Origin of the sequence: Streptomyces sp. NBC_00289 (assembly GCF_041435115.1) — a bacterium.
Lineage (GTDB): Bacteria > Actinomycetota > Actinomycetes > Streptomycetales > Streptomycetaceae > Streptomyces.
Genome location: NZ_CP108046.1, coordinates 3,062,263 through 3,082,610, shown reverse-complemented (window position 1 = coordinate 3,082,610; position 20,348 = coordinate 3,062,263). Strand labels below are relative to the sequence as shown.

The 20,348-nt window shown below is 71.0% G+C and carries 18 protein-coding genes and 1 pseudogene; 12 read left to right on the top strand and 7 right to left on the bottom strand.

What is annotated here, in order from left to right:
* Window positions 1–3: 3 nt before the first annotated feature.
* On the top strand, window positions 4–957 hold the full coding sequence (locus tag OG985_RS14140; protein WP_371668679.1) for a hypothetical protein: 954 nt from the start codon (window positions 4–6) through the stop codon (window positions 955–957).
* Between the two features lie 138 nt (window positions 958–1,095).
* Here the strand turns inward: OG985_RS14140 and OG985_RS14135 are convergent, their stop codons facing one another.
* Window positions 1,096–1,557 carry a DUF3093 domain-containing protein gene (locus OG985_RS14135; RefSeq protein ID WP_371668678.1) on the bottom strand — a complete coding sequence of 154 codons (462 nt, stop codon included), beginning with the start codon at window positions 1,555–1,557 and terminating at the stop codon, window positions 1,096–1,098.
* A gap of 58 nt (window positions 1,558–1,615) precedes the next feature.
* Here OG985_RS14135 and OG985_RS14130 point away from each other — a divergent pair, with 58 nt between their 5' ends.
* The 8 genes from OG985_RS14130 (at window position 1,616) to OG985_RS14095 (ending at window position 8,979) form a co-directional block, all read left to right on the top strand.
* Window positions 1,616–2,200 (top strand): PaaI family thioesterase, encoded by a 585-nt coding sequence (locus OG985_RS14130; RefSeq protein ID WP_371668677.1) that lies wholly within the window; start codon window positions 1,616–1,618, stop codon window positions 2,198–2,200.
* The gene (dut, locus tag OG985_RS14125; RefSeq protein ID WP_371668676.1) at window positions 2,197–2,748 is read left to right on the top strand and encodes a dUTP diphosphatase; all 552 of its coding nucleotides are present in this window, start codon (window positions 2,197–2,199) and stop codon (window positions 2,746–2,748) included. The genes OG985_RS14130 and dut overlap by 4 nt, the downstream gene beginning before the upstream one ends.
* A gap of 1 nt (window position 2,749) precedes the next feature.
* Window positions 2,750–3,511, top strand: coding sequence for a DUF3710 domain-containing protein (locus tag OG985_RS14120; RefSeq protein ID WP_371668675.1), 762 nt, complete (start codon window positions 2,750–2,752; stop codon window positions 3,509–3,511).
* A 149-nt stretch (window positions 3,512–3,660) separates the two neighbouring features.
* Entirely contained in the window at window positions 3,661–4,389 is a 729-nt protein-coding gene (locus tag OG985_RS14115) for an ABC transporter ATP-binding protein (RefSeq protein WP_371668674.1), read from the top strand.
* A gap of 122 nt (window positions 4,390–4,511) precedes the next feature.
* Window positions 4,512–7,055: an ATP-binding protein gene (locus OG985_RS14110; protein ID WP_371668673.1), complete on the top strand. Its 2,544-nt coding sequence runs from the start codon at window positions 4,512–4,514 to the stop codon at window positions 7,053–7,055.
* Window positions 7,052–7,735, top strand: a complete 684-nt coding sequence (locus OG985_RS14105) for a response regulator (RefSeq protein ID WP_371668672.1) — start codon at window positions 7,052–7,054, stop codon at window positions 7,733–7,735. The genes OG985_RS14110 and OG985_RS14105 overlap by 4 nt, the downstream gene beginning before the upstream one ends.
* A gap of 80 nt (window positions 7,736–7,815) precedes the next feature.
* Window positions 7,816–8,214 (top strand): OB-fold nucleic acid binding domain-containing protein, encoded by a 399-nt coding sequence (locus OG985_RS14100; RefSeq protein ID WP_371668671.1) that lies wholly within the window; start codon window positions 7,816–7,818, stop codon window positions 8,212–8,214.
* A gap of 3 nt (window positions 8,215–8,217) precedes the next feature.
* The gene (locus OG985_RS14095; RefSeq protein WP_371668670.1) at window positions 8,218–8,979 is read left to right on the top strand and encodes a DUF3159 domain-containing protein; all 762 of its coding nucleotides are present in this window, start codon (window positions 8,218–8,220) and stop codon (window positions 8,977–8,979) included.
* A 146-nt stretch (window positions 8,980–9,125) separates the two neighbouring features.
* On the opposite strand, the gene OG985_RS14090 is transcribed toward OG985_RS14095, so the two are convergent.
* Both OG985_RS14090 and OG985_RS14085 read right to left on the bottom strand, forming a co-directional pair.
* A complete protein-coding gene (locus OG985_RS14090) occupies window positions 9,126–9,803 on the bottom strand; it encodes a TrkA family potassium uptake protein (protein WP_371668669.1) in 678 nt (225 codons plus the stop codon).
* Window positions 9,803–10,474, bottom strand: coding sequence for a TrkA family potassium uptake protein (locus OG985_RS14085; RefSeq protein WP_371668668.1), 672 nt, complete (start codon window positions 10,472–10,474; stop codon window positions 9,803–9,805). The genes OG985_RS14090 and OG985_RS14085 overlap by 1 nt, the downstream gene beginning before the upstream one ends.
* A gap of 391 nt (window positions 10,475–10,865) precedes the next feature.
* Here OG985_RS14085 and OG985_RS14080 point away from each other — a divergent pair, with 391 nt between their 5' ends.
* Both OG985_RS14080 and OG985_RS14075 read left to right on the top strand, forming a co-directional pair.
* Complete coding sequence (locus tag OG985_RS14080) at window positions 10,866–12,920, top strand: APC family permease (protein ID WP_371668667.1); 2,055 nt, start codon at window positions 10,866–10,868, stop codon at window positions 12,918–12,920.
* 75 nt (window positions 12,921–12,995) lie between these two features.
* Complete coding sequence (locus OG985_RS14075; RefSeq protein ID WP_371668666.1) at window positions 12,996–14,384, top strand: class I SAM-dependent RNA methyltransferase; 1,389 nt, start codon at window positions 12,996–12,998, stop codon at window positions 14,382–14,384.
* A 165-nt stretch (window positions 14,385–14,549) separates the two neighbouring features.
* Here OG985_RS14075 and OG985_RS14070 read toward each other — a convergent pair whose 3' ends face one another.
* From OG985_RS14070 to OG985_RS14060, 3 genes are all read right to left on the bottom strand, one after another.
* Complete coding sequence (locus tag OG985_RS14070; protein ID WP_371668665.1) at window positions 14,550–15,401, bottom strand: aldo/keto reductase; 852 nt, start codon at window positions 15,399–15,401, stop codon at window positions 14,550–14,552.
* A 31-nt stretch (window positions 15,402–15,432) separates the two neighbouring features.
* Window positions 15,433–16,467 carry a zinc-binding dehydrogenase gene (locus tag OG985_RS14065; RefSeq protein ID WP_371668664.1) on the bottom strand — a complete coding sequence of 345 codons (1,035 nt, stop codon included), beginning with the start codon at window positions 16,465–16,467 and terminating at the stop codon, window positions 15,433–15,435.
* 80 nt (window positions 16,468–16,547) lie between these two features.
* A complete protein-coding gene (locus tag OG985_RS14060; RefSeq protein WP_371668663.1) occupies window positions 16,548–17,525 on the bottom strand; it encodes an aldo/keto reductase in 978 nt (325 codons plus the stop codon).
* 250 nt (window positions 17,526–17,775) lie between these two features.
* Here OG985_RS14060 and OG985_RS14055 point away from each other — a divergent pair.
* A pseudogene (locus OG985_RS14055) lies at window positions 17,776–18,710 on the top strand (helix-turn-helix transcriptional regulator).
* A 112-nt stretch (window positions 18,711–18,822) separates the two neighbouring features.
* Here OG985_RS14055 and OG985_RS14050 read toward each other — a convergent pair.
* Window positions 18,823–20,064 (bottom strand): PP2C family protein-serine/threonine phosphatase, encoded by a 1,242-nt coding sequence (locus tag OG985_RS14050; protein WP_371674368.1) that lies wholly within the window; start codon window positions 20,062–20,064, stop codon window positions 18,823–18,825.
* Window positions 20,065–20,348 lie beyond the last annotated feature (284 nt).

Below are 20,348 nucleotides of genomic sequence, written 5' to 3'. Positions count from 1 at the left end.
GCCGTGACTGGCTCGACCCCACCTCGGAAGCGCCGCTTTCCTCTCCGGAAGGCGGACCCAGGGCCGTACGGCGGTCCTCACGGCGCGCGTGACGACGAGCGGGGCTCATCCGATTCCGGATCGGCCTCGCTCGAACCGACGGTTGCCCGGGGTGACCTCCCGGCGCCGGCGGAGGTTCCCGTGCCCGTCGCCCGGCGACGGGCGGCGGGGATCGGGAACAAGGCCAGGGAAGGCGTCCGCAAGGGCGGCAGCCGCGCCAGGGCGGGACTGGCGTACCTTGCCGACCGGATCATCGAGATCGCCCCGCGGGTCCCCGTACGGGACCTCGAGACGCTCCGCGGACAGTTCCCGGGTCTCGGAGCCGAGCAGCTCGCCGACAAGCTCGTGGCGGGCGCGGCGAACGCCACCTCCACGGTCGGAGCCGGGATCGGTGCGGCGGCGATGCTGCCCGTGCCTCCGGCGATGCCCACGGAGCTGGCCGCCGAGATCACCGGTGTGGCCGCGATCGAGCTCAAGCTGATCGCCGAGCTCCACGAGGTCTACGGCGTACGGCCGCCGGGAAACCTGAAGCAGCGCAGCACCGCCTATCTGACCTCGTGGTCGGGCGAGCGCGGTATCGACGTGGTCAGACCGTCGACCGTGAGCACGGCGCTGAACGGCCACATGAAGCGCGAGCTGCGACAGCAGATCATGAAGCGGACGGTGCGGAACCTGCCGAACCTGATGCCCTTCATGATCGGCGCCGCCGTCGGGGCGGTCATGAACCGCCGGGACACCCGGAAACTCGCCGCGCGAATCCGCGAGGACCTACGGAAGTTCCAGGTGCCGTGGGACGCGCTGCCCGCGTTGCCGCCCCTCGAGGAGCCCGCGGACCCGCTGACGATGGGCGAGATCACCAAGGAACTCGGGCGTGGCCACACGGACCTCGGGCGCGATCACAAGGAACCCGGGCGCTGAAACGGCCGACCCCGCCACCCGCGGAAACGGCCGCTGAAAGCCGTATGAAAGCCGACACCGAAAGCTGGGGCCGAGGCCTGAAGCCGCTCGTCCGGAAGCCGTGCTCTCACCCGCGGGGCGACGCCCCGCGCGAATGTTCTAGGCCGCCGTCCGGGCCTGCTCCAGCGCCTCCGCCAGCCGTTCCGGCTCCCGCGTCGACAGATACAGGTACGGCGTCGGATCGTCCGGGTCGGTGACCTGCACGCGCAGGGCGCGGGGAATGTAGGCGCGCAGCAGCAGGAAGGCCCGGGTGTCGGCCTTGTAGGTGCGCCAGGCGCGGGCCTCCTCCTGGTCCAGGACCTCGGCCTCGCCCAGGGCCGTCACCGGGATCTTCGCCTCGCCCGCGATCAGCAGCCCGCCCACGACCCGGATGCGCAGCGAGCCGTACGCGCTGGCGACGACCGCCGCGGCCGCGGTGCCGCCGACCAGGCCGCCGAGCATCGGCAGGGTGCCGAAGGGCAGCAGGATCAGCGCCATCGAAACCCCGACCAGGAAGGAGATCAGCCACCAGGAGCGGGGGGCGGTGAGGCGTTCTTCGTACGGGGCGGCGGAGGGCTGCATGCGGCCAAGCTTGGCACGGTGTCCGGTTGGTGCCGACGCGCGGGTAAGGTCTGCGGCTGTGAGTGGTACTTCCGCAGCTCTTCAGCCTCCCGCCGACGCCGTGAAGCCGGTGCGGCACCCCGACGCTCCCGCGCCCGGTGAACTTCTCGGTGCGCACTACAGCCGGTGTTTCGGCTGCGGGGGCGAGCAGCCCCACGGGCTGCACCTGGAGGCGCGGGCCGGCGAGGGTGTGTCCCTCACCGCCGAGTTCACCGTGCGGCCCGCCCACCAGGGCGCTCCCGGTCTGGCGCACGGAGGTGTGCTCGCCAGCGCCCTCGACGAGACCCTCGGCTCACTGAACTGGCTGCTGCGGACGATCGCCGTGACCGGGCGGCTGGAGACCGACTTCGTACGGCCCGTGCCCGTCGGCACCGTGCTGTACCTGGAGGCCGAGGTCACCGCGGTGGCCAGGCGGAAGATCTACTCGTCCGCCACCGGACGCATCGGAGGCCCCGACGGGCCCGTCGCCGTCCGGGCCGACGCCCTCTTCGTCGAGGTGAAGGTCGACCACTTCACCGAGAACGGCCGTCAGGAAGAGATCCAGGCCGCCCTGAGCGACCCCGACCAGGTGCGGCGTGCCCGGGCCTTCGAGGTGAACCCGTGAGCCGTGACCCGGTGCAGGTCCTGATCCGGCGCGTCGATCCCGACGTACCGCTTCCGACGTACGCGCATCCCGGCGACGCGGGAGCCGATCTGCGCACCACCGAGAGCCGTGAACTGAAGCCGGGCGAGCGGGCCGTGCTGCCCACGGGGGTGTCTGTCGCGCTCCCGGAGGGGTACGCGGCCTTCGTGCACCCTCGATCCGGCCTCGCCGCCCGCTGCGGTGTCGCCCTCGTGAATGCCCCGGGGACGGTTGATGCCGGGTACCGTGGGGAGATCAAGGTGATCGTGGTGAATCTCGACCCGCGCGAGTCGGTGCGGTTCGAGCGCTTCGACCGGATTGCCCAACTGGTCGTCCAGCAGGTCGAGAGGGTCCGCTTCCAGGAGGTCGCGGAACTTCCCGATTCGGCACGGGCCGAGGGGGGCTTCGGGTCCACCGGAGGTCATGCCGCGGTGGGCGGCGCAAGCGGCACAAGTGGCCCTGCCGCCGTGGGCGGTGGGGCGGGTGGGAATCGATACGCTTCGGTCGTATCCGACCGGGAAGGACAGTGACGTGTTCGGACGTCGCAAGAAGAAGGGTGCCGCCGAGGACGCGGCCGGCGAGGCCGAGCAGGTCGTCGACAGCGTCGGCGCTGAGGCGGACGAAGAGGGCGAGCGCGAGCGCGTGCGGCTCGAGCCGGAGCCGCGGCCCGACGGGCCATGGGACGGCACCGAGGTCCGCGACCCGGCCGAGGGCCGGGTGGACCTGGGCGGCATGTTCGTACCGGGCGTCGACGGCATGGAGCTGCGGGTCGAGGTCGCGGGCGACGCGATCGTCGCGGCCACCGTCGTGCTGCGCGACAGCGCCATCCAGCTGCAGGCCTTCGCCGCTCCCAAGCGCGAGGGCATCTGGGGCGAGGTGCGCGAGGAGATCGGCTCCGGCATCACCCAGCAGGGCGGCATCGTCGACGAGGTCGAGGGTCCGCTGGGCTGGGAGCTCAGGGCTCAGGTGCCGGTGCAGTTGCCGGACGGCACGGGCGGCTTCCAGGTCGTGCGGTTCGTCGGCGTGGACGGTCCCCGCTGGTTCCTGCGCGGTGTGATCTCCGGTCAGGGCGCGGTGCAGCCGCAGGCCGCCGGGCTGCTCGAGCAGATCTTCCGGGACACGGTCGTGGTTCGCGGCGAGGGCCCGATGGCGCCTCGCGACCCGATCGTCCTGAAGCTGCCGAACGACGCGCAGATGGTGCCGGAGGGCGTCCAGCAGGACGACGGCACCTCCCGCTTCTCCGGCGGCATGGGCCAGCTGCAGCGTGGACCGGAGATCACCGAGGTCCGCTAGACAGTCGCGAAGAGGGCCGCACCCCACCGGGGTGCGGCCCTCTTCTGTGCCGTACGACAAGGCCCCATCACGGGACCGACGCGAACCGAACCGTTGAACAGCCGGGCGCCGGACGGTGATACTGGCGCCCCGCCGACGGGGGAGTGCGTATGAGCCAGGTGGTCACCGAGACCATGGTGCGGGTCGAGAACGTCCACAAGGCGTACGGCCACGGAGCCGCCGCCGTGCACGCCCTGCGCGGAGTCTCCTTCGAGGTCGCGCCCGGCGAACTCGTCGCTCTCAAGGGGCGGTCGGGGTCCGGGAAGACCACGCTTCTCAACATCGTCGGCGGACTCGACGCTCCCGACGAGGGGCGCGTCGCCGTCGACGGGCTCGACCTCGCCGCACTGGGCGAGAACGGGCTGCTGGAGCTGCGCCGGGACCGTATCGGCTTCGTCTTCCAGTCGTTCGGGCTCATCCCGATCCTCACGGCCGCCGAGAACGTCGGTGTCCCGCTGCGGCTGCGCCGGGCCGACCCGCGCGAGCGGGAGCAACGCGTCGAACTGCTGCTGGCCCTGGTCGGACTCGCCGACCACGCCGGACAACGGCCCGGCGAGCTGTCCGGCGGCCAGCAGCAGCGCGTCGCCATCGCCCGCGCCCTCGCCAACGACCCCGCCCTGCTCATCGCCGACGAGCCGACCGGCCAGCTCGACGCGGAGACCGGGCACGCCGTGATGGAACTCCTGCGCGCGGTCGTCAGCAGCGCGCCCTCCGCCACTCCCGGCCTCGCCGCCCCGGGCGGGCCCCCGGCCGTGCTGGTGGCCACGCACGACGCGACCCTGCTCGACCTCGCCGACCGGGTGCTGGAGCTGGGCGACGGGAAGATCGTCCAGCACTGACCGCCCCGGCGTCAGGGTTGCGTCAAAGGCGGGCCCGAAGCCGCCTTCCGGCCCGATCGCGGCGATCGTCCGCCGTAAGGTCGACGCTGCGCGGGCAGCGGAGACCGGAAGACAATGAGGCCATGGGACGCGGCAAGCTTCGGATCTACGTCGGTGCGGCACCCGGCGTCGGCAAGACGTACGCGATGCTGTCCGAGGCGCACCGGCGGGTCGAGCGGGGCACCGACTGCGTCGTCGCCGTCGTGGAGCACCACGGGCGGCCACGCACCGAGGTGATGCTGCACGGTCTGGAACAGATCCCCCGCCAGGAGGTGGACTACCGCGACACCGTCTTCACCGAGATGGACGTGCGCGCCGTCCTCGCCCGGCGGCCCGAGGTCGCTCTCGTGGACGAACTCGCCCACACCAACATCCCCGGCTCGGGCAACGCCAAGCGCTGGCAGGACGTGGAGGAGCTGCTGGCCGCCGGCGTCGACGTGGTGTCGACGGTGAACATCCAGCACCTGGAGTCGCTCGGCGACATCGTCGAGTCCATCACGGGCGTACGCCAGCAGGAGACCCTGCCCGACGAGGTGGTCCGGCGGGCCGACCAGATCGAACTGGTCGACATGTCGCCACAGGCACTGCGCCGCCGCATGGCCCACGGCAACGTCTACAGGGCGGACAAGGTCGACGCGGCCCTCTCCAACTACTTCCGGCCGGGGAACCTCACCGCCCTGCGCGAACTGGCGCTGCTGTGGGTGGCCGACCGGGTCGACGAGTACCTGAAGCAGTACCGCAGCGAGCACCGGGTGTCGAAGATCTGGGGCTCGCGCGAGCGGATCGTCGTCGGGCTGACCGGCGGCCCGGAGGGCCGGACACTGATCCGCCGGGCCGCACGGCTGGCCGAGAAGGGCGCGGGCGGGGAGGTGCTGGCCGTCTACATAGCTCGCAGCGACGGGCTGACCTCGGCCTCGCCCAAGGAGCTGGCCCTGCAGCGCACCCTGGTCGAGGACCTGGGCGGCACCTTCCACCACGTGGTCGGCGACGACATACCGGCCGCGCTGCTGGACTTCGCGCGCGGGGTCAACGCCACCCAGATCATCCTCGGCTCCTCGCGCCGCAAGACCTGGCAGTACGTCTTCGGGCCCGGCGTCGGCGCCACGGTCGCCCGGGAGTCGGGCCCCGACCTCGACGTGCACATCGTCACCCACGACGAGGTCGCCAAGGGACGCGGACTGCCCGTCGCCCGGGGCGCCCGGCTCGGGCGGTCCCGGGTCGTCTGGGGCTGGCTGGTCGGAGTCGTCGGGCCGGTGATTCTCGCCGTACTGCTGAGCACCGTCCACCTCGGCCTCGCCAACGACATGCTGCTCTTCCTGACGCTGACGGTCGCGGCGGCCCTGCTCGGCGGGCTCTTCCCCGCACTGGCCTCGGCGGCCGTCGGCTCGCTGCTGCTGAACTACTTCTACACACCGCCCCTGCACCACTGGACCATCGCCGACCCCAAGAACATCGTCGGCATCGCGATCTTCGTCGCCGTCGGGGTGTCGGTCGCCTCCGTCGTCGACCTCGCGGCCCGCCGCACCCACCAGGCGGCCCGGCTGCGCGCCGAGTCGGAGATCCTCTCCTTCCTCGCCGGCAACGTGCTGCGCGGCGAGACCGGCCTCGAGGAACTGCTGGAACGCGTCCGCGAGACCTTCGGCATGGAGTCGGCGGCTCTGCTGGAGCGGGAGAGCGACGTCGCCCCGTGGACCTGCGCGGGCCGGGCGGGCCTGGGGCGGCCGGTGGACCGGCCGGAGGACGCGGACGTCGACATGCCGGTCGGGGACCACATGGCCCTCGCGCTGACCGGCCGGGTGCTGCCCGCGGAGGACCGCCGGGTGCTGGCCGCCTTCGCCGCCCAGTCCGCCGTCGTGCTGGACCGCAGACGGCTCCAGGAGGAGGCGGACCGGGCCGGCACGCTGGCCGAGGGCAACCGCATCCGTACGGCCCTGCTGGCCGCCGTGAGCCATGACCTGCGCACACCGCTGGCCGGCATCAAGGCGGCCGTCTCCAGCCTGCGCTCCGACGACGTCGCGTGGTCCGAGGAGGACCGGGCGGAGCTGCTGGAGGGCATCGAGCACGGCGCCGACCGCCTCGACCACCTGGTGGGCAACCTGCTCGACATGTCCCGGCTGCAGACCGGCACGGTCACCCCGCTGATCCGCGAGATCGACCTCGACGAGGTGGTGCCGATGGCGCTCGGCGGGGTGCCCGAGGACAGCGTCGAGCTCGACGTTCCGGAGGCCCTGCCCATGGTCGCCGTGGACGCCGGACTGCTGGAGCGGGCGGCGGCCAACCTGGTGGAGAACGCCGTGAAGTACAGCCCGCCCGGCGACACCGTCCTGGTGTCCGCCAGCGCCATCGCCGACCGGGTCGAGGTGCGGGTGGTCGACCGTGGGCCGGGCGTCCCCGACGAGGCCAAGGAACGCATCTTCGAGCCCTTCCAGCGCTACGGCGACGCCCCGCGCGGAGCGGGTGTGGGCCTCGGCCTCGCGGTCGCACGCGGTTTCACCGAGGCGATGGGCGGCACCCTCACCGCCGAGGACACACCCGGCGGCGGCCTCACCATGGTGCTCACGCTCCGCGCGGCGGGATCGCGCCCGGAGCTCCAGCACGCCGTGACACCGGAAAGGCGGACCACATGACGCGGGTGCTCGTGATCGACGACGAGCCGCAGATCGTGCGTGCCCTCGTGATCAACCTCAAGGCCCGCAGGTACGAGGTCGACGCGGCCCACGACGGTGCCACCGCCCTCCGGCTCGCCGCCGCCCGCCACCCCGACGTGGTCGTCCTCGACCTCGGACTGCCCGACATGGACGGCGTGGAGGTGATCAGGGGCCTGCGCGGCTGGACCCGGGTGCCGATTCTGGTGCTGTCCGCCCGGCACACCTCCGACGAGAAGGTCGAGGCGCTGGACGCCGGCGCAGACGACTACGTGACCAAGCCCTTCGGCATGGACGAACTGCTGGCCCGGCTGCGGGCCGCCGTCCGTCGGGCCGAACCCACCGGGGGTGGCGAGGAGGACGTGCTGGTGGAAACGGAGGGCTTCACCGTCGACCTGGCCGCGAAGAAGGTCAACCGGGACGGGAGGGACGTCCGGCTGACCCCGACCGAGTGGCACCTGCTGGAGGTGCTGGTGCGCAACGCCGGCCGCCTGGTCGGCCAGAAGCAGCTGTTGCAGGAGGTGTGGGGTCCGTCGTACGGGACGGAGACGAACTACCTGCGCGTCTACATGGCCCAGCTGCGGCGCAAGCTCGAGGCGGACCCCTCGCATCCGAAGCACTTCATCACGGAGCCGGGCATGGGGTACCGGTTCGAGAAGTGAGCCACCGCGCGGGCGAGGACCGGTTCGGGCGTCGGTACGGCGGGTACGAAGCTGTCGGCGTGTCCCGGTACGCTTCAGATATGAGTGCTGTTCCGCGTTCCGAGAAGCCGGTGGGCCGGTTCCGGCGCATGCTCGACCGGCTCTCCTCGTCGCAGGAGGACCTGGAGTCCGAAGAGCTGCGCGAGGACGCCGAGACCGCGGGCTGCACACGCATCGGCGACTGTCATGACCGCCAGGTCGTGACGGTTACTGGTACCTTGCGCACGGTCACCCTGCGGCCGCGTGCCGGAGTCCCGGCCCTGGAGGCCGAGCTGTTCGACGGCTCCGCCGCCCTGGACGTGGTGTGGCTCGGCAGACGCTCCATCGTGGGCATAGAGCCCGGGCGCAAGCTGATCGCATCGGGCCGGATCTCGATGAGCCGCGGCCGCCGTGTGCTGTTCAACCCGAAATACGAACTGAGACCCCTCGGACGGGAGTAGCCGGTGACGTCGCTCGACAAGCCGACCGAAGACACCGAAGACGCCCGGCAGCGAGACGCCCGGGCGGTCACCGAGGCCGCGCTGTTCGAGGCGTTCGGCGGCGTGCGGGGCATGGTCGAGACGGTCCTGCCGGGGCTGCTCTTCGTCACCATCTTCACGATCAACAAGGACCTGCACTGGTCGGCCATCGCCGCGCTGGCCGTGTCGCTCGCCCTGGTCGTGGTCCGGCTGGTCAAGAAGGACACCGTCAAGCACGCCTTCAGCGGTGTCTTCGGTGTCGCCTTCGGTGTCGTCTTCGCGATGATGACCGGCAACGCCAAGGACTTCTACCTGCCCGGCATGCTCTACACGCTGGGCCTGGCGCTGGCGTACATCGTCACGACCCTGTGCGGGGTCCCGCTGATCGGAGTGATCCTCGGCCCCGTCTTCAAGGAGAACCTCTCCTGGCGCAAGCGGAACCCGGGTCGCAAGAAGGCGTACGCGAAGGCCAGTTGGGCGTGGGGTCTGATCCTGCTCGCCAAGTGCGCGATCCTCTTCCCGCTGTACTGGTGGGCGAACACCGCTCAGCTGGGCTGGGTCCTGATCGCCCTGAAGATCCCGCCCTTCCTGCTCGCGGTCTGGCTCACCTGGGTGTTCCTGGCGAAGGCGCCCGCTCCCATCGACGTCTTCGCCGAGATGGAGGCGAAGGAGAAGGCCGAGCGGGAGCGGAAGATCGCCGGCGAGGAGCCCGAGACGGCGGGCGGGCGGCACCGGCGGGACGGGTAGCGCGGCGGAGCCCGTGGGGCTGGTCCGGTCCGTGTGCTGGTGCAGTCGGTGTGGCTGGTGACGGCGGAGGGCGCCCCGACTTCTCGGGGCGCCCTCCGCCGTCGTCACATCAGGTGGCTCGACGCTGTCGCGGCCGTCCCGGGCTGTCAGCCCGCCGTGTCCTGCCGGCGTACCGACAGCAGGTCCTCCAGTTGCTCCTCGCGGGCCTGCGCGGCCACGAACAGCAGCTCGTCCCCGGCCTCCAGGGAGTCCTCCCGGGACGGGGTGAGCACGCGGGTGCCGCGGATGATGGTGACCAGCGAGGTGTCCTCCGGCCACTCGACGTCGCCGACCTGGGTGCCGGCCAGGGCCGACTCCTCGGGCAGGGTCAGCTCGACCAGGTTGGCGTCACCGTGGCTGAAGCGCAGCAGGCGGACCAGGTCGCCGACGCTGACCGCCTCCTCGACCAGGGCCGACATCAGACGCGGGGTGGAGACGGCGACGTCCACGCCCCAGGCCTCGTTGAACAGCCACTCGTTCTTCGGGTTGTTGACGCGGGCGACGACGCGCGGGACGCCGTACTCCGTCTTCGCCAGCAGGGAGACGACCAGGTTGACCTTGTCGTCGCCGGTCGCGGCGATCACGACGTTGCAGCGCTGGAGCGCGGCCTCGTCGAGGGAGGTGATCTCGCAGGCGTCGGCGAGCAGCCACTCGGCCTGCGGGACGCGTTCGACCGAGATGGCGGTCGGCGCCTTGTCGATGAGAAGGACCTCGTGGCCGTTCTCCAGCAGTTCGCCCGCGATCGAGCGGCCGACCGCACCGGCACCGGCAATGGCGACCCTCATCAGTGACCGCTCTCCTCTTCGGGACCCTGGGCGAACGCCGCCTCGACCTTGTCGACCTCGTCGGTGCGCATCATCACGTGCACCAGGTCACCCTCCTGCAGCACGGTCTGCGAGCTGGGCAGGATGGCCTCGCCGAGCCGGGTCAGGAACGCCACCCGGACGCCCGTCTCCTCCTGCAGCCTGCTGATCCTGTGCCCGACCCAGGCCGCGGAGGTGTGCACCTCGGCGAGCTGCACACCGCCGGTGGGATCGCGCCACTCCGGCTCGGCACCCGAGGGCAGCAGCCGGCGGAGCATCTGGTCGGCCGTCCAGCGGACGGTGGCCACGGTGGGGATGCCCAGGCGCTGGTAGACCTCGGCCCGCCGGGGGTCGTAGATCCGGGCCGCGACGTTCTCGATGCCGAACATCTCGCGGGCCACGCGCGCGGCGATGATGTTCGAGTTGTCACCGCTGGACACGGCGGCGAAGGCGCCGGCCTCCTCGATGCCCGCTTCGCGCAGGGTGTCCTGGTCGAAGCCGACGCCGGTGACGCGGCGGCCCCCGAACCCGGAGCCGAGTCGTCGGAAGGCGGTGGGGTCGTGGTCGACCACGGCGACCGTGTGCCCCTGTTGCTCCAGGGTCTGGGCTAGAGCGGAACCCACTCTTCCGCAGCCCATGATGACGATGTGCACGACCGTCCTTCCGGTGTGAATAGGTACTGCTCAGCCACATCAGGGTCTCAGACCGACGCCCAAGCTACACACGCGCGTAGGACGACGGCACCCCCGTGCACGGTTGCCCCCGGGACGCGTGCGGTCAGCGGCGACTGATGCTGCGGACGCTGACAAGAGTCAGGATTCCGAGGCCGACGAGGGCGGCTGCGGCGCCGATGAGTTCTGCGGTCGTGTGCATGGAACCTCCGAAGGCGGCAACGGCCGGGAATACGGGCGGGTTTAGTCATATAGGCATGGGTATCGAGCGCCCTGCGGAATCCGCAGCCGGGCCACCCCCGATTTCACTCGGAGGGCAGATGTGGGGTGGCGGGTGGGCGACCGCCCGTTCGAACGCATACGATCCTCTGTTGTGTCCAAACTGACCGACGTGCCCAAACGGATTCTGATCGGGCGCGCACTGCGCAGTGATCGGCTCGGGGAAACGCTCCTGCCGAAGCGCATCGCACTCCCCGTCTTCGCCTCCGACCCGCTGTCCTCCGTGGCGTACGCGCCCGGCGAGGTGCTGCTGGTCCTGTCCATCGCGGGTGTGTCGGCCTACCACTTCAGCCCGTGGATCGCCCTCGCGGTCGTCGTGCTGATGTTCACGGTGGTCGCCTCGTACCGCCAGAACGTCCACGCCTACCCGAGCGGTGGCGGCGACTACGAGGTGGCGACGACCAACCTCGGCCCCCGGGCGGGCCTCACGGTCGCCAGCGCCCTGCTCGTCGACTACGTCCTCACCGTCGCCGTCTCCATCGCCTCCGGCATCGAGAACCTCGGCTCCGCGATCCCCTTCGTGGTCGAGCACAAGGTGCCGTGCGCTATCGCGGTGATCGTGCTGCTCACGCTGATGAACCTGCGCGGGGTCAAGGAGTCGGGCTCACTGTTCGCGATTCCGACGTACGTCTTCGTCGCCGGCGTCTTCATCATGATCGCGTGGGGCGCGTTCCGCGGGCTCGTCCTCGGCGACACCATGCATGCGCCGACCGCGTCGTACGAGATCAAGGCCGAACACGAGGGCCTCGCCGGTTTCGCCCTGGTCTTCCTGATGCTGCGTGCCTTCTCCTCCGGCTGTGCCGCGCTCACCGGGGTCGAGGCGATCTCCAACGGCGTCCCGGCCTTCCGCAAGCCCAAGTCGAAGAACGCGGCGACCACGCTCGCGGCGATGGGCCTGCTCGCCGTCACCATGTTCTGCGGCATCATCGCGCTGGCCATGACGACCAAGGTCCGGATGGCCGAGAACCCCGCCGCCGACCTGCTGCACAACGGCGTCGCGGTCGGCTCCGGCTACGTCCAGAACCCGGTGATCTCCCAGGTCGCGGAAGCCGTCTTCGGCAAGGACAGCTTCCTGTTCATCGTCCTCGCCGCGGCCACGGCGCTGGTGCTGTTCCTGGCCGCCAACACCGCGTACAACGGCTTCCCGCTGCTCGGCTCGATCCTCGCCCAGGACCGCTACCTCCCGCGCCAGCTGCACACCCGCGGCGACCGTCTCGCCTTCTCCAACGGCATCGTGCTGCTCGCCGGCGCGGCCGGACTCCTGGTGTGGATCTACGGCGCCGACTCGACCCGGCTGATCCAGCTCTACATCGTCGGCGTGTTCGTGTCCTTCACGCTCAGCCAGACCGGCATGGTCCGCCACTGGAACCGCCACCTGGCGGCCGAGAAGGACCAGGCCAAGCGCCGCCACATGATCCGCTCCCGCGCGATCAACACCTTCGGCGCCTTCTTCACCGGCCTGGTGCTGGTCGTCGTCCTGCTCACCAAGTTCACCCATGGCGCCTGGGTGGCGCTGCTTGGCATGTGCATCTTCTACGCGACGATGACGGCGATCCGTAAGCACTACGACCGGGTGGCCGAGGAACTCGTCGCTCCGGAGGGCCCGAGCGACGACACCCTCCGGCCGTCCCGCGTCCACTCGGTCGTCCTGATCTCCAAGATCCACCGCCCGGCGCTGCGCGCCCTCGCCTACGCCAAGCTGATGCGCTCCGACTCGCTGGAAGCGCTCAGCGTCAACGTCGACCCGGCGGAGACCAAGGCACTGCGCGCGGAGTGGGAGCGGCGGGGAATCACCGTGCCGCTGAAGGTCCTCGACTCGCCGTACCGCGAGATCACGCGGCCGATCATCGAGTACGTCAAGGGGCTGCGCAAGGAGTCGCCGCGTGACGTGGTGTCCGTGATCATCCCCGAGTACGTGGTCGGCCACTGGTACGAGCATCTGCTGCACAACCAGAGCGCGTTGCGGCTCAAGGGACGGCTGCTGTTCACGCCGGGGGTCATGGTGACCTCGGTGCCCTACCAGCTGCAGTCCTCCGAGGTGGCCCGGAAGCGCGCCCGCAAGCGGCAGGAGTGGAACGCGCCGGGCGCGGTGCGGCGCGGACCCGCCCAGGAGCGGCCGAAGGAGTCCTCGCCCAGCTCGAAGAGCTGAGCGCGGTGGCCGGCGCGTAGACTGGTGGGCTGTTGTCCGCCCGTTCCCCTTTCGATGTTGTGGAGTCACCCCGCCATGCAGGCAGAACCGAAGAACTCGCTGGTGGGACCGACGGAGGGACGGGCGGAGACTCCACCGGTGGAATCACCGGCGACATCGCTGGTGGGGGAGGAGTACGAGGTCGAGATCGGCCCGGTCGCCCACGGCGGACACTGCATCGCCCGTACGTCCGAGGGGCAGGTCCTCTTCGTCCGGCACGCGCTGCCCGGTGAGCGGGTCGTCGCCCGTGTCACCGAGGGTGAGGAGGGGGCGCGGTTCCTGCGGGCGGACGCCGTCGAGATCCTGGACGCCTCGAAGGACCGCATCCCCGCTCCCTGTCCGTACGCCGGCCCCGGCCGCTGCGGAGGCTGCGACTGGCAGCACGCCAAGCCGGGCGCCCAGCGCCGGCTCAAGGGCGAGGTCGTCGCCGAGCAGCTTCGGCGGCTCGCGGGCCTCACCCCCGAGGAGGCCGGCTGGGACGGCACGGTGCTCCCGGCCGAGGGCGACAAACTGCCGGCCGGCCAGGTGCCCCAGTGGCGGACCCGCGTGCAGTACGCGGTGGACGCGGACGGCAACGCCGGACTGCGCCGCCACCGCTCGCACGAGGTCGAGCCGATCGAGCACTGCATGATCGCGGCGCCCGGCGTCAGCGAGCTGGGCATCGAGGACCGCGACTGGTCCGGGATGGAGTCCGTCGACGCGATCGCCGCGACCGGCTCCCAGGACCGCATGGTGATCCTGGAGCCCCGCCCCGGCGCCCGCCTGCCCCTGGTGGAGCTCGACAGGCCCGTCTCCGTCATGCGTGTCGAGGAGCACGACGGCGGCATCCACCGCGTCCACGGCCGTGCGTTCGTCCGCGAGCGCGCCGACGGCCGCACCCACCGCGTCGGCAGCGGCGGCTTCTGGCAGGTCCACCCGCAGGCGGCCGACACCCTCGTCAAGGCCGTCATGCAGGGCCTGCTGCCGCGCAAGGGCGACATGGCACTCGACCTGTACTGCGGCGTCGGCCTCTTCGCCGGCGCCCTCGCCGACCGCCTCGGCGACAAGGGCGCGGTCCTCGGCATCGAGTCCGGCAAGCGCGCGGTGGAGGACGCCCGGCACAACCTCGCCGCCTTCGACCGGGTACGGATCGAGCAGGGCAAGGTCGAGGCCGTACTCCCGCGCACCGGGATCACCGAGGTCGACCTGATCGTCCTCGACCCGCCCCGGTCGGGCGCGGGCAAGAAGACGGTCGAGCACCTGTCGTCGCTGGGCGCCCGGAAGATCGCGTACGTCGCGTGCGATCCGGCCGCGCTGGCGCGGGACCTGGGGTACTTCCGGGACGGGGGGTACCGGGTGCGGACGTTGCGGGCGTTCGATCTGTTTCCGATGACGCATCATGTCGAGTGCGTGGCGGTGCTGGAGCCGGTCGCAAAGGGTGCCTGACCTGCGGATTGCGCTTTGGATGGTTCGCTCGACCTGTTTTGCCGCCCGGACCGGACGCCATCTTTTCGATGACGTACGGACCGCGCCGTAGGCGTACGTGGACGACCGTGGCAGCCCGGGGTGTGAAACACCCCGGGCTGCTCCGTGCTGTCGCCCTCCGGCCGGTCAGTCGGTCAGGCGGTGGGTGCCGAGGCGGCTGACCATCTCGGGGTCGCGGTGGTCGAAGAAGAGGGACGTGCCGGTGTCCAGGGTGGCGATGGACGCCATCTGTTCGTCGGTCAGCTCGAAGTCGAAGACGTCGATGTTCTCCGCCATGCGCTCGGCGCGGACCGACTTCGGGATCGTGACGACGTCGCGCTGGACGAGCCAGCGCAGGACGACCTGTGCCACGGACTTGCCGTGCCGCTCACCGATCTCGCTCAGGAGCGGGTGGGTGAACAGGTTGTTCCTGCCTTCGGCGAACCCGCCCCAGGACTGGATCTGCACCCCGTGCTTACGCATCAGTTCCTGGTCGGCGGTGCGCTGGAAGAACGGGTGGGTCTCGATCTGGTTGACTGCGGGCGTGATCTCGTTGTTGGCGAGGAGGTCGACGAGCCGGTCGGGGTGGAAGTTGGCGACGCCGATCGCCTTGACGCGGCCCTCGCGGTGAAGGGCTTCCATGGCACGCCACTGCCCGTAGACGTCGCCGAAGGGCTGGTGCATCAGGTACAGGTCGAGGTGGTCCAGGCCGAGTTTGCGCAGCGAGGTGTCGAACGCCCGCTTGGTGTTCTCCTCGGCGGGCGCGTCCTGGACCCACAGCTTGGTGGTGACGAACAGCTCCTCGCGCGGGATGCCGCTGCTCCTGATGGCGCGGCCGACGGCCTCCTCGTTGCCGTAGGCGGCGGCGGTGTCGAGCAGCCGGTAGCCGGCGGCGAGGGCGTCGACGACGGCCTGCTCGGTCTGCTCCGGCGGGATCTGGTAGACGCCGAAGCCGAGGACGGGCATCTCGACGCCGTTGTTGAGGGTGACGGTCTGCATAGGGACTGGTCCTTGTCGTGCTCGTGGGAGGTCAGAAGGTGACGAGGGCCTTCAGTACGCGGCGGTCGGCCATGGCCCGGTAGGCGTCCGGGATCTCGTCGGGGGAGAAGGCCCGGTCGAAGACGCGGCCCGGTTCGATGGTGCCGCCCAGGACGTCCGGCATCAGCTCCTCGATGTAGGCACGGGCCGGACTGGCGCCGCCGGTGAGCGTGATGTTCCGCATGATCATGGACGGGCCGACGGGGCCCTCCTCGTACTGCGGGACGCCCAGCCGGCTGACGACACCGCCGTCGACGACCGCTGCCAGGGCGGTCACCAGCGTCTGGCGGGTGCCGACGGCCTCGATCACCTTGTCGACGCCGTCGCCTCGGGTCAGCTCGCGCACGCGGGCGACGCCTTCCTCACCGCGCTCGGCGACCACGTCGGTGGCGCCGAAGTCGCGGCCGAGGTCGGTACGCGCGGTGTGCCGGCCCATCAGGACGATCCGTTCCGCACCCAGTCGCCTGGCTGCGATCACCGCGCACAGGCCGACCGCGCCGTCCCCGATCACCAGCACCGAGTCACCGCGGCCGACACCGGCGGTGACGGCGCCGTGGTGGCCCGTGCCCATCACGTCCGACAGGGTCAGCAGCGAGGGCAGCAGCGGCGAGTCCGCGCCGACCGGCAGCTTCACCAGGGTGCCGTCGGCCTGGGGGACGCGCACCGCCTCGCCCTGGCCGCCGTCCACGCCGTCGAAGCCGTACCGGCCACCGTGCCGGCACGAGATGTGCAGGCCCCTGGCGCAGTAGTCGCAGGTGTTGTCGCAGTACGTGAACGGGGCGACGACCAGGTCCCCGGTCCTGACGCCGCTGACGCCGGAACCGGTCTCCTCGACCACGCCGAGGAACTCGTGTCCCATCGGCCGGCCGGTGTCGACGGCGGGCATGGACCCGTACGGCCACAGGTCGCTGCCGCACACGCACGACAGCACGGTGCGGACGACGGCGTCGGTGGGCTGCTGGATCTTCGGGTCGGGCCGGTTCTCCATCCGGACGTCGCCGGCGCCGTACATCACTGCTGCGCGCATGGAAGGTGCTCCTGTACTGAAGCGGTCCGCCCGCCGGGCCTGGCGGAGGGAGTGGTTCTGGTGAAGGGGACTCGGCCGGCTCAGCGTTCGAGCATCTCGCGTTGGGCTTCGGTGTGGGTATCCCCCGCGGCGGGAGGCAGGCCGCTGAGTTCGCCGATCTGTTCGGCGGTCAGCCGGATGCCGTCGGCGGCGGTGTTCTCCTCGACCCGGTGCACGCGCTTGGTGCCGGGAATCGGCGCGATGTCGTCGCCCTGGGCGAGCAGCCAGGCCAGCGCGACCTGGGCGGGTGTGGCGCCGGCCGCGGCCGCGATGGCCTTGACCTCGTCGGCCAGTCGCAGGTTGTGCTCGAAGTTCTCGCCGGTGAAGCGCGGGTTGTCGCGGCGGAAGTCGGATTCGTCGAACTGGTCGGCGGAGCGGATCGTGCCGGTGAGGAACCCGCGGCCGAGCGGCGAGAAGGGCACCAGGCCGATGTTGAGTTCCCGCAGCACCGGAAGCACCCGCTCCTCCACACCCCGGGTCCACAGCGAGTACTCCGACTGCACGGCCGTGACCGGGTGCACGGCGTGGGCGCGGCGGATGGTGTCCGGGCCGGCCTCGGACAGACCGAACGCGCGAACCTTCCCCTCGGCGACCAGCTCGCCGACAGCGCCGGCCGTCTCCTCGATCGGCGTGTTCGGGTCGACGCGGTGCTGGTAGTAGAGGTCGATGTGGTCGGTACCCAGTCGCCGCAGCGAGCCTTCGACGGCCGTGCGGATGTTGGCCGGGCTGCTGTCGAGGTTCCACGGCCCCTCGCCCGCGTGCGAGACCAGACCGAACTTCGTCGCCAGCACCACCTGGTCACGTCGGTCCTTCAGGGCGCGGCCGAGCAGTTCCTCGTTGGTGTAGTGGCCGTAGATCTCGGCGGTGTCGATCAGGGTGACGCCCAGCTCCAGCGCCCGGTGCAGGGTGCGAACGGATTCCGCGTCGTCGGTCCCGGAGCCGGTGTAGCCATGGGACATTCCCATCACGCCGAGGCCGATCCGGGAGACGTCCAGATCGCGCAACTTGATGTACTCCACTGTCCGTTCCTTCCGTCTTTGGGTATGTGCCCAGTCGGTCCGTGCTGTCGCCAGTTCCGTGCGGGTACCGCACCCGTTCGGGCGTCGCCTGTCGTCCGTACCTGTCAATGAAGAAGTGGTGACGTCGTCCACCGTGCCGTCCCGCGCGCCCCACAGGCAGGCCGGGCTCTTCCCGGGGTGTTCAGCGGGGGGTATGACAGGGCCCCCCTCGCGGATACCGCCCTGGTGGCAGCGTTGCGACACTGGTCCCATGGCACCGGAGCAGCACATCAGCGGCGACGAACTGGCGCGCTTCCTGCGCGCCCGCCGCACCCAGACCAGCCCGGAGAGCGCCGGCCTCACCCCCGGACCAGGCATACGCCGCACTCCCGGCCTGCGCCGTGAGGAGCTCGCCACGCTCGCCGGGTCAGCATCGACTACTACACCCGGCTCGAACGCGGCAAGGAGACCCGGCCCAGCCCCGGCGTCATCGACGCCCTCGCCCGTGCCCTGCGCCTCGACGACGACGAACACCGTCACCTGCGCGAGCTGGCCGTCCGGGCCGCCCACTACGCCCCCGAACCGCCTCCCCCGCCCAGCCGTACGGTCCGCCCGCACCTGAAGCTGCTGCTGGAGACGATGCGGCCGAACCCCGCCTACGTCGTCAGCCGCAGCATGGACCTGCTCGCCTGGAACCCCGCAGGCCTCGCCCTGTACGCCGGCATCGCCGACTGGCCCGCCAGGCAGCGCAACATCGCCCGCTACCTCTTCCTCCACCCCACCGCCCGCGAGCTGTTCCCCGACTGGGACACCCAGGTCCGCGGTTGCGTCGCGCGCCTGCGTGCCGAAGCCGGCAACAACCCGGACGCCCCCGATCTCACCAGCCTTGTGGGTGAACTCCTGCTCAAGAGCCCCGACTTCGCCAAACTCTGGGACCGCTACGAGGTCATCGGACGCAAGAAGGTCCAGAAGACCTTCCATCACCCGCAGGTCGGCGTCCTCACCCTGAGCGGCCAGAGCATGCAGCTGGAGGGCACCCCGGGCCAACGCCTCGGCGCGTACACCGCCGAGCCCGGCACCCCGGACCACGACGCCATGCTGCTGCTCGACATGACCGCACCCGAACCCGGCACGCGGCAGGACGCGCGGGACGAGAGTGAGGCACAGGGCGGGCGGGACGCGCAGGAGGCGCGGGACGTGCAGTGAGCGCAGGACGAGCGGCAGCGACCCACGGCGTCCTGACCGGACCCGTGCGGGGCCGGGCCGACCCGGCCCCGCCTCGGCCGTTGTCGCTCAGCGGCTCCGCGCCGCGCCGTGTTCAGCCGTTCGGCCTGGGGACCGGTACGCCGGCCATGGATGCGATGGTCCCGGTGGATTCGGTTCGGGGACCGAGCCATTCGCACAGCAGGATGGTGGCGTCGTCCTGCAGTCGCTCGTGGTGGTGGCGCAGGTGGGCGCGGGTGAGGCGGCGCAGGGTCTCGGGGACGGAGAGGCCGTCGGAGTGGTGGCGGACGAGGAAGTCGGTGAAGCGGGCGAGGCCGAACTCCTCACCGCGGGGGGTGCGGGCTTCGGTGATGCCGTCGGTGTAAAGCACGATGCGGTCACCGGGCTGGAGCTGCTCGCGGCACATGGTGGTGGGCAGGCCGAGGTCGGTGCCCATGGGATGCGCGGGCGGGCAGTGCAGGAGGGTGGTCCAGCGGCCGTCGCGAATCACGATGGGTGGATGGTGGCCGCGGTTGACCCAGGTCAGCAGGCCGGTGGAGGTGTCGAGGTCGGCGAGGATGCCGGTGACGTAACGTGACCGGCCGAACTGTTCGAGCAGGACCCGCTCGATGGCGTCGCCGAGATCGTCCAGTGCCGTTCCCTGCCGGCGGTGGTTGCGGCAGGCGCCGACGGCGAGGTTGGCGGTGAGGCCCGCCGAGGTGTCGTGTCCCATGGCGTCGAAGATCGACAGGTGGACGACGTTCGCGGCGGTGGCGTAGTCGTAGGCGTCGCCGCTGACCTCGTACGCCGGTTCCATCACAGCGCCGATGATCACCCTGCCGTCGGCGTAGGAGCGGGGCGGCATGAGCGTCCACTGCATCTCCGCGGCGACGTTCATCGGCTGCTTGCGGGTGAGGCGGGCGTGGGAGTCGCTGGTGTCCCGGCTGCCGACGACCAGGATCGCGACCAGGGAGGCCAGGGTCAGCATGTCCGGCATGACGTCCTCGCCCTCTTCGGCGGACGTCATGTACAGCACACCGAGGCGTTCGGTGCCGTCCAGGAGCGGTATCCACCACGCGTGGGTGCCGTCGCCGGCGTCGGCGCCAGCCACGACCTGCCCGTACTGGTAGGCGCGGCCGGCGACGGTGCCCTCCACGGAGATCTCCGCCCTGCCCTCGGGCGCCTCCTCAGCGGCGTCGAGCCCCTTGCCGGTGAGCAGCCGCAGCACGTCCCGCTGCAGGTCGCCCAGGTAGATGAGGACATCACCGAAGCCCGCCACCGCCGCGTGCTCCGCCACCCGCGACGGCAAGCTCTCGAACGACATGGTGTGGCTCTCGTTGAGCAGCCGCGTCAGCATGTGCCGCATCACGCAGTCCCGCTGGGTCACGGGCGACCTCCGTACGGCTCGCGCGTCCCGAACTCGTTGCCTTCACTCCGTCTACCCCAGCCGTCCCCGACGACTCGGCCGGTTCGGCGGTCCGTGGCCTTCTCGTCGTCGCGATGGTTCGCCGGTGGTTCGCGAGGGTCGCGCCGGGGTTACTCCGGGCCTTCGGCGCTCTGGCGCCGCTGACGTTTGCGGCGCGGTCGGCGCGGTTACCCGGGCGATTCCGTCAGCGCAGACGCCACCAGCAGAAACGGAAT

What these genes read in the sequence shown, in the direction of transcription:
- OG985_RS14135 (WP_371668678.1), bottom strand. Translation starts at nt 1,557, where the DNA reads ATGCAGCCCTCCGCCGCCCCGTACGAAGAACGCCTCACCGCCCCCCGC.
- OG985_RS14070 (WP_371668665.1), bottom strand. Translation starts at nt 15,401, where the DNA reads ATGCAGACCGTCACCCTCAACAACGGCGTCGAGATGCCCGTCCTCGGC.
- OG985_RS14110 (WP_371668673.1), top strand. Translation starts at nt 4,512, where the DNA reads ATGGGACGCGGCAAGCTTCGGATCTACGTCGGTGCGGCACCCGGCGTC.
- OG985_RS14050 (WP_371674368.1), bottom strand. Translation starts at nt 20,064, where the DNA reads ATGCTGACGCGGCTGCTCAACGAGAGCCACACCATGTCGTTCGAGAGC.
- OG985_RS14115 (WP_371668674.1), top strand. Translation starts at nt 3,661, where the DNA reads ATGAGCCAGGTGGTCACCGAGACCATGGTGCGGGTCGAGAACGTCCAC.
- OG985_RS14105 (WP_371668672.1), top strand. Translation starts at nt 7,052, where the DNA reads ATGACGCGGGTGCTCGTGATCGACGACGAGCCGCAGATCGTGCGTGCC.
- OG985_RS14090 (WP_371668669.1), bottom strand. Translation starts at nt 9,803, where the DNA reads ATGAGGGTCGCCATTGCCGGTGCCGGTGCGGTCGGCCGCTCGATCGCG.
- OG985_RS14075 (WP_371668666.1), top strand. Translation starts at nt 12,996, where the DNA reads ATGCAGGCAGAACCGAAGAACTCGCTGGTGGGACCGACGGAGGGACGG.
- OG985_RS14065 (WP_371668664.1), bottom strand. Translation starts at nt 16,467, where the DNA reads ATGCGCGCAGCAGTGATGTACGGCGCCGGCGACGTCCGGATGGAGAAC.
- OG985_RS14100 (WP_371668671.1), top strand. Translation starts at nt 7,816, where the DNA reads ATGAGTGCTGTTCCGCGTTCCGAGAAGCCGGTGGGCCGGTTCCGGCGC.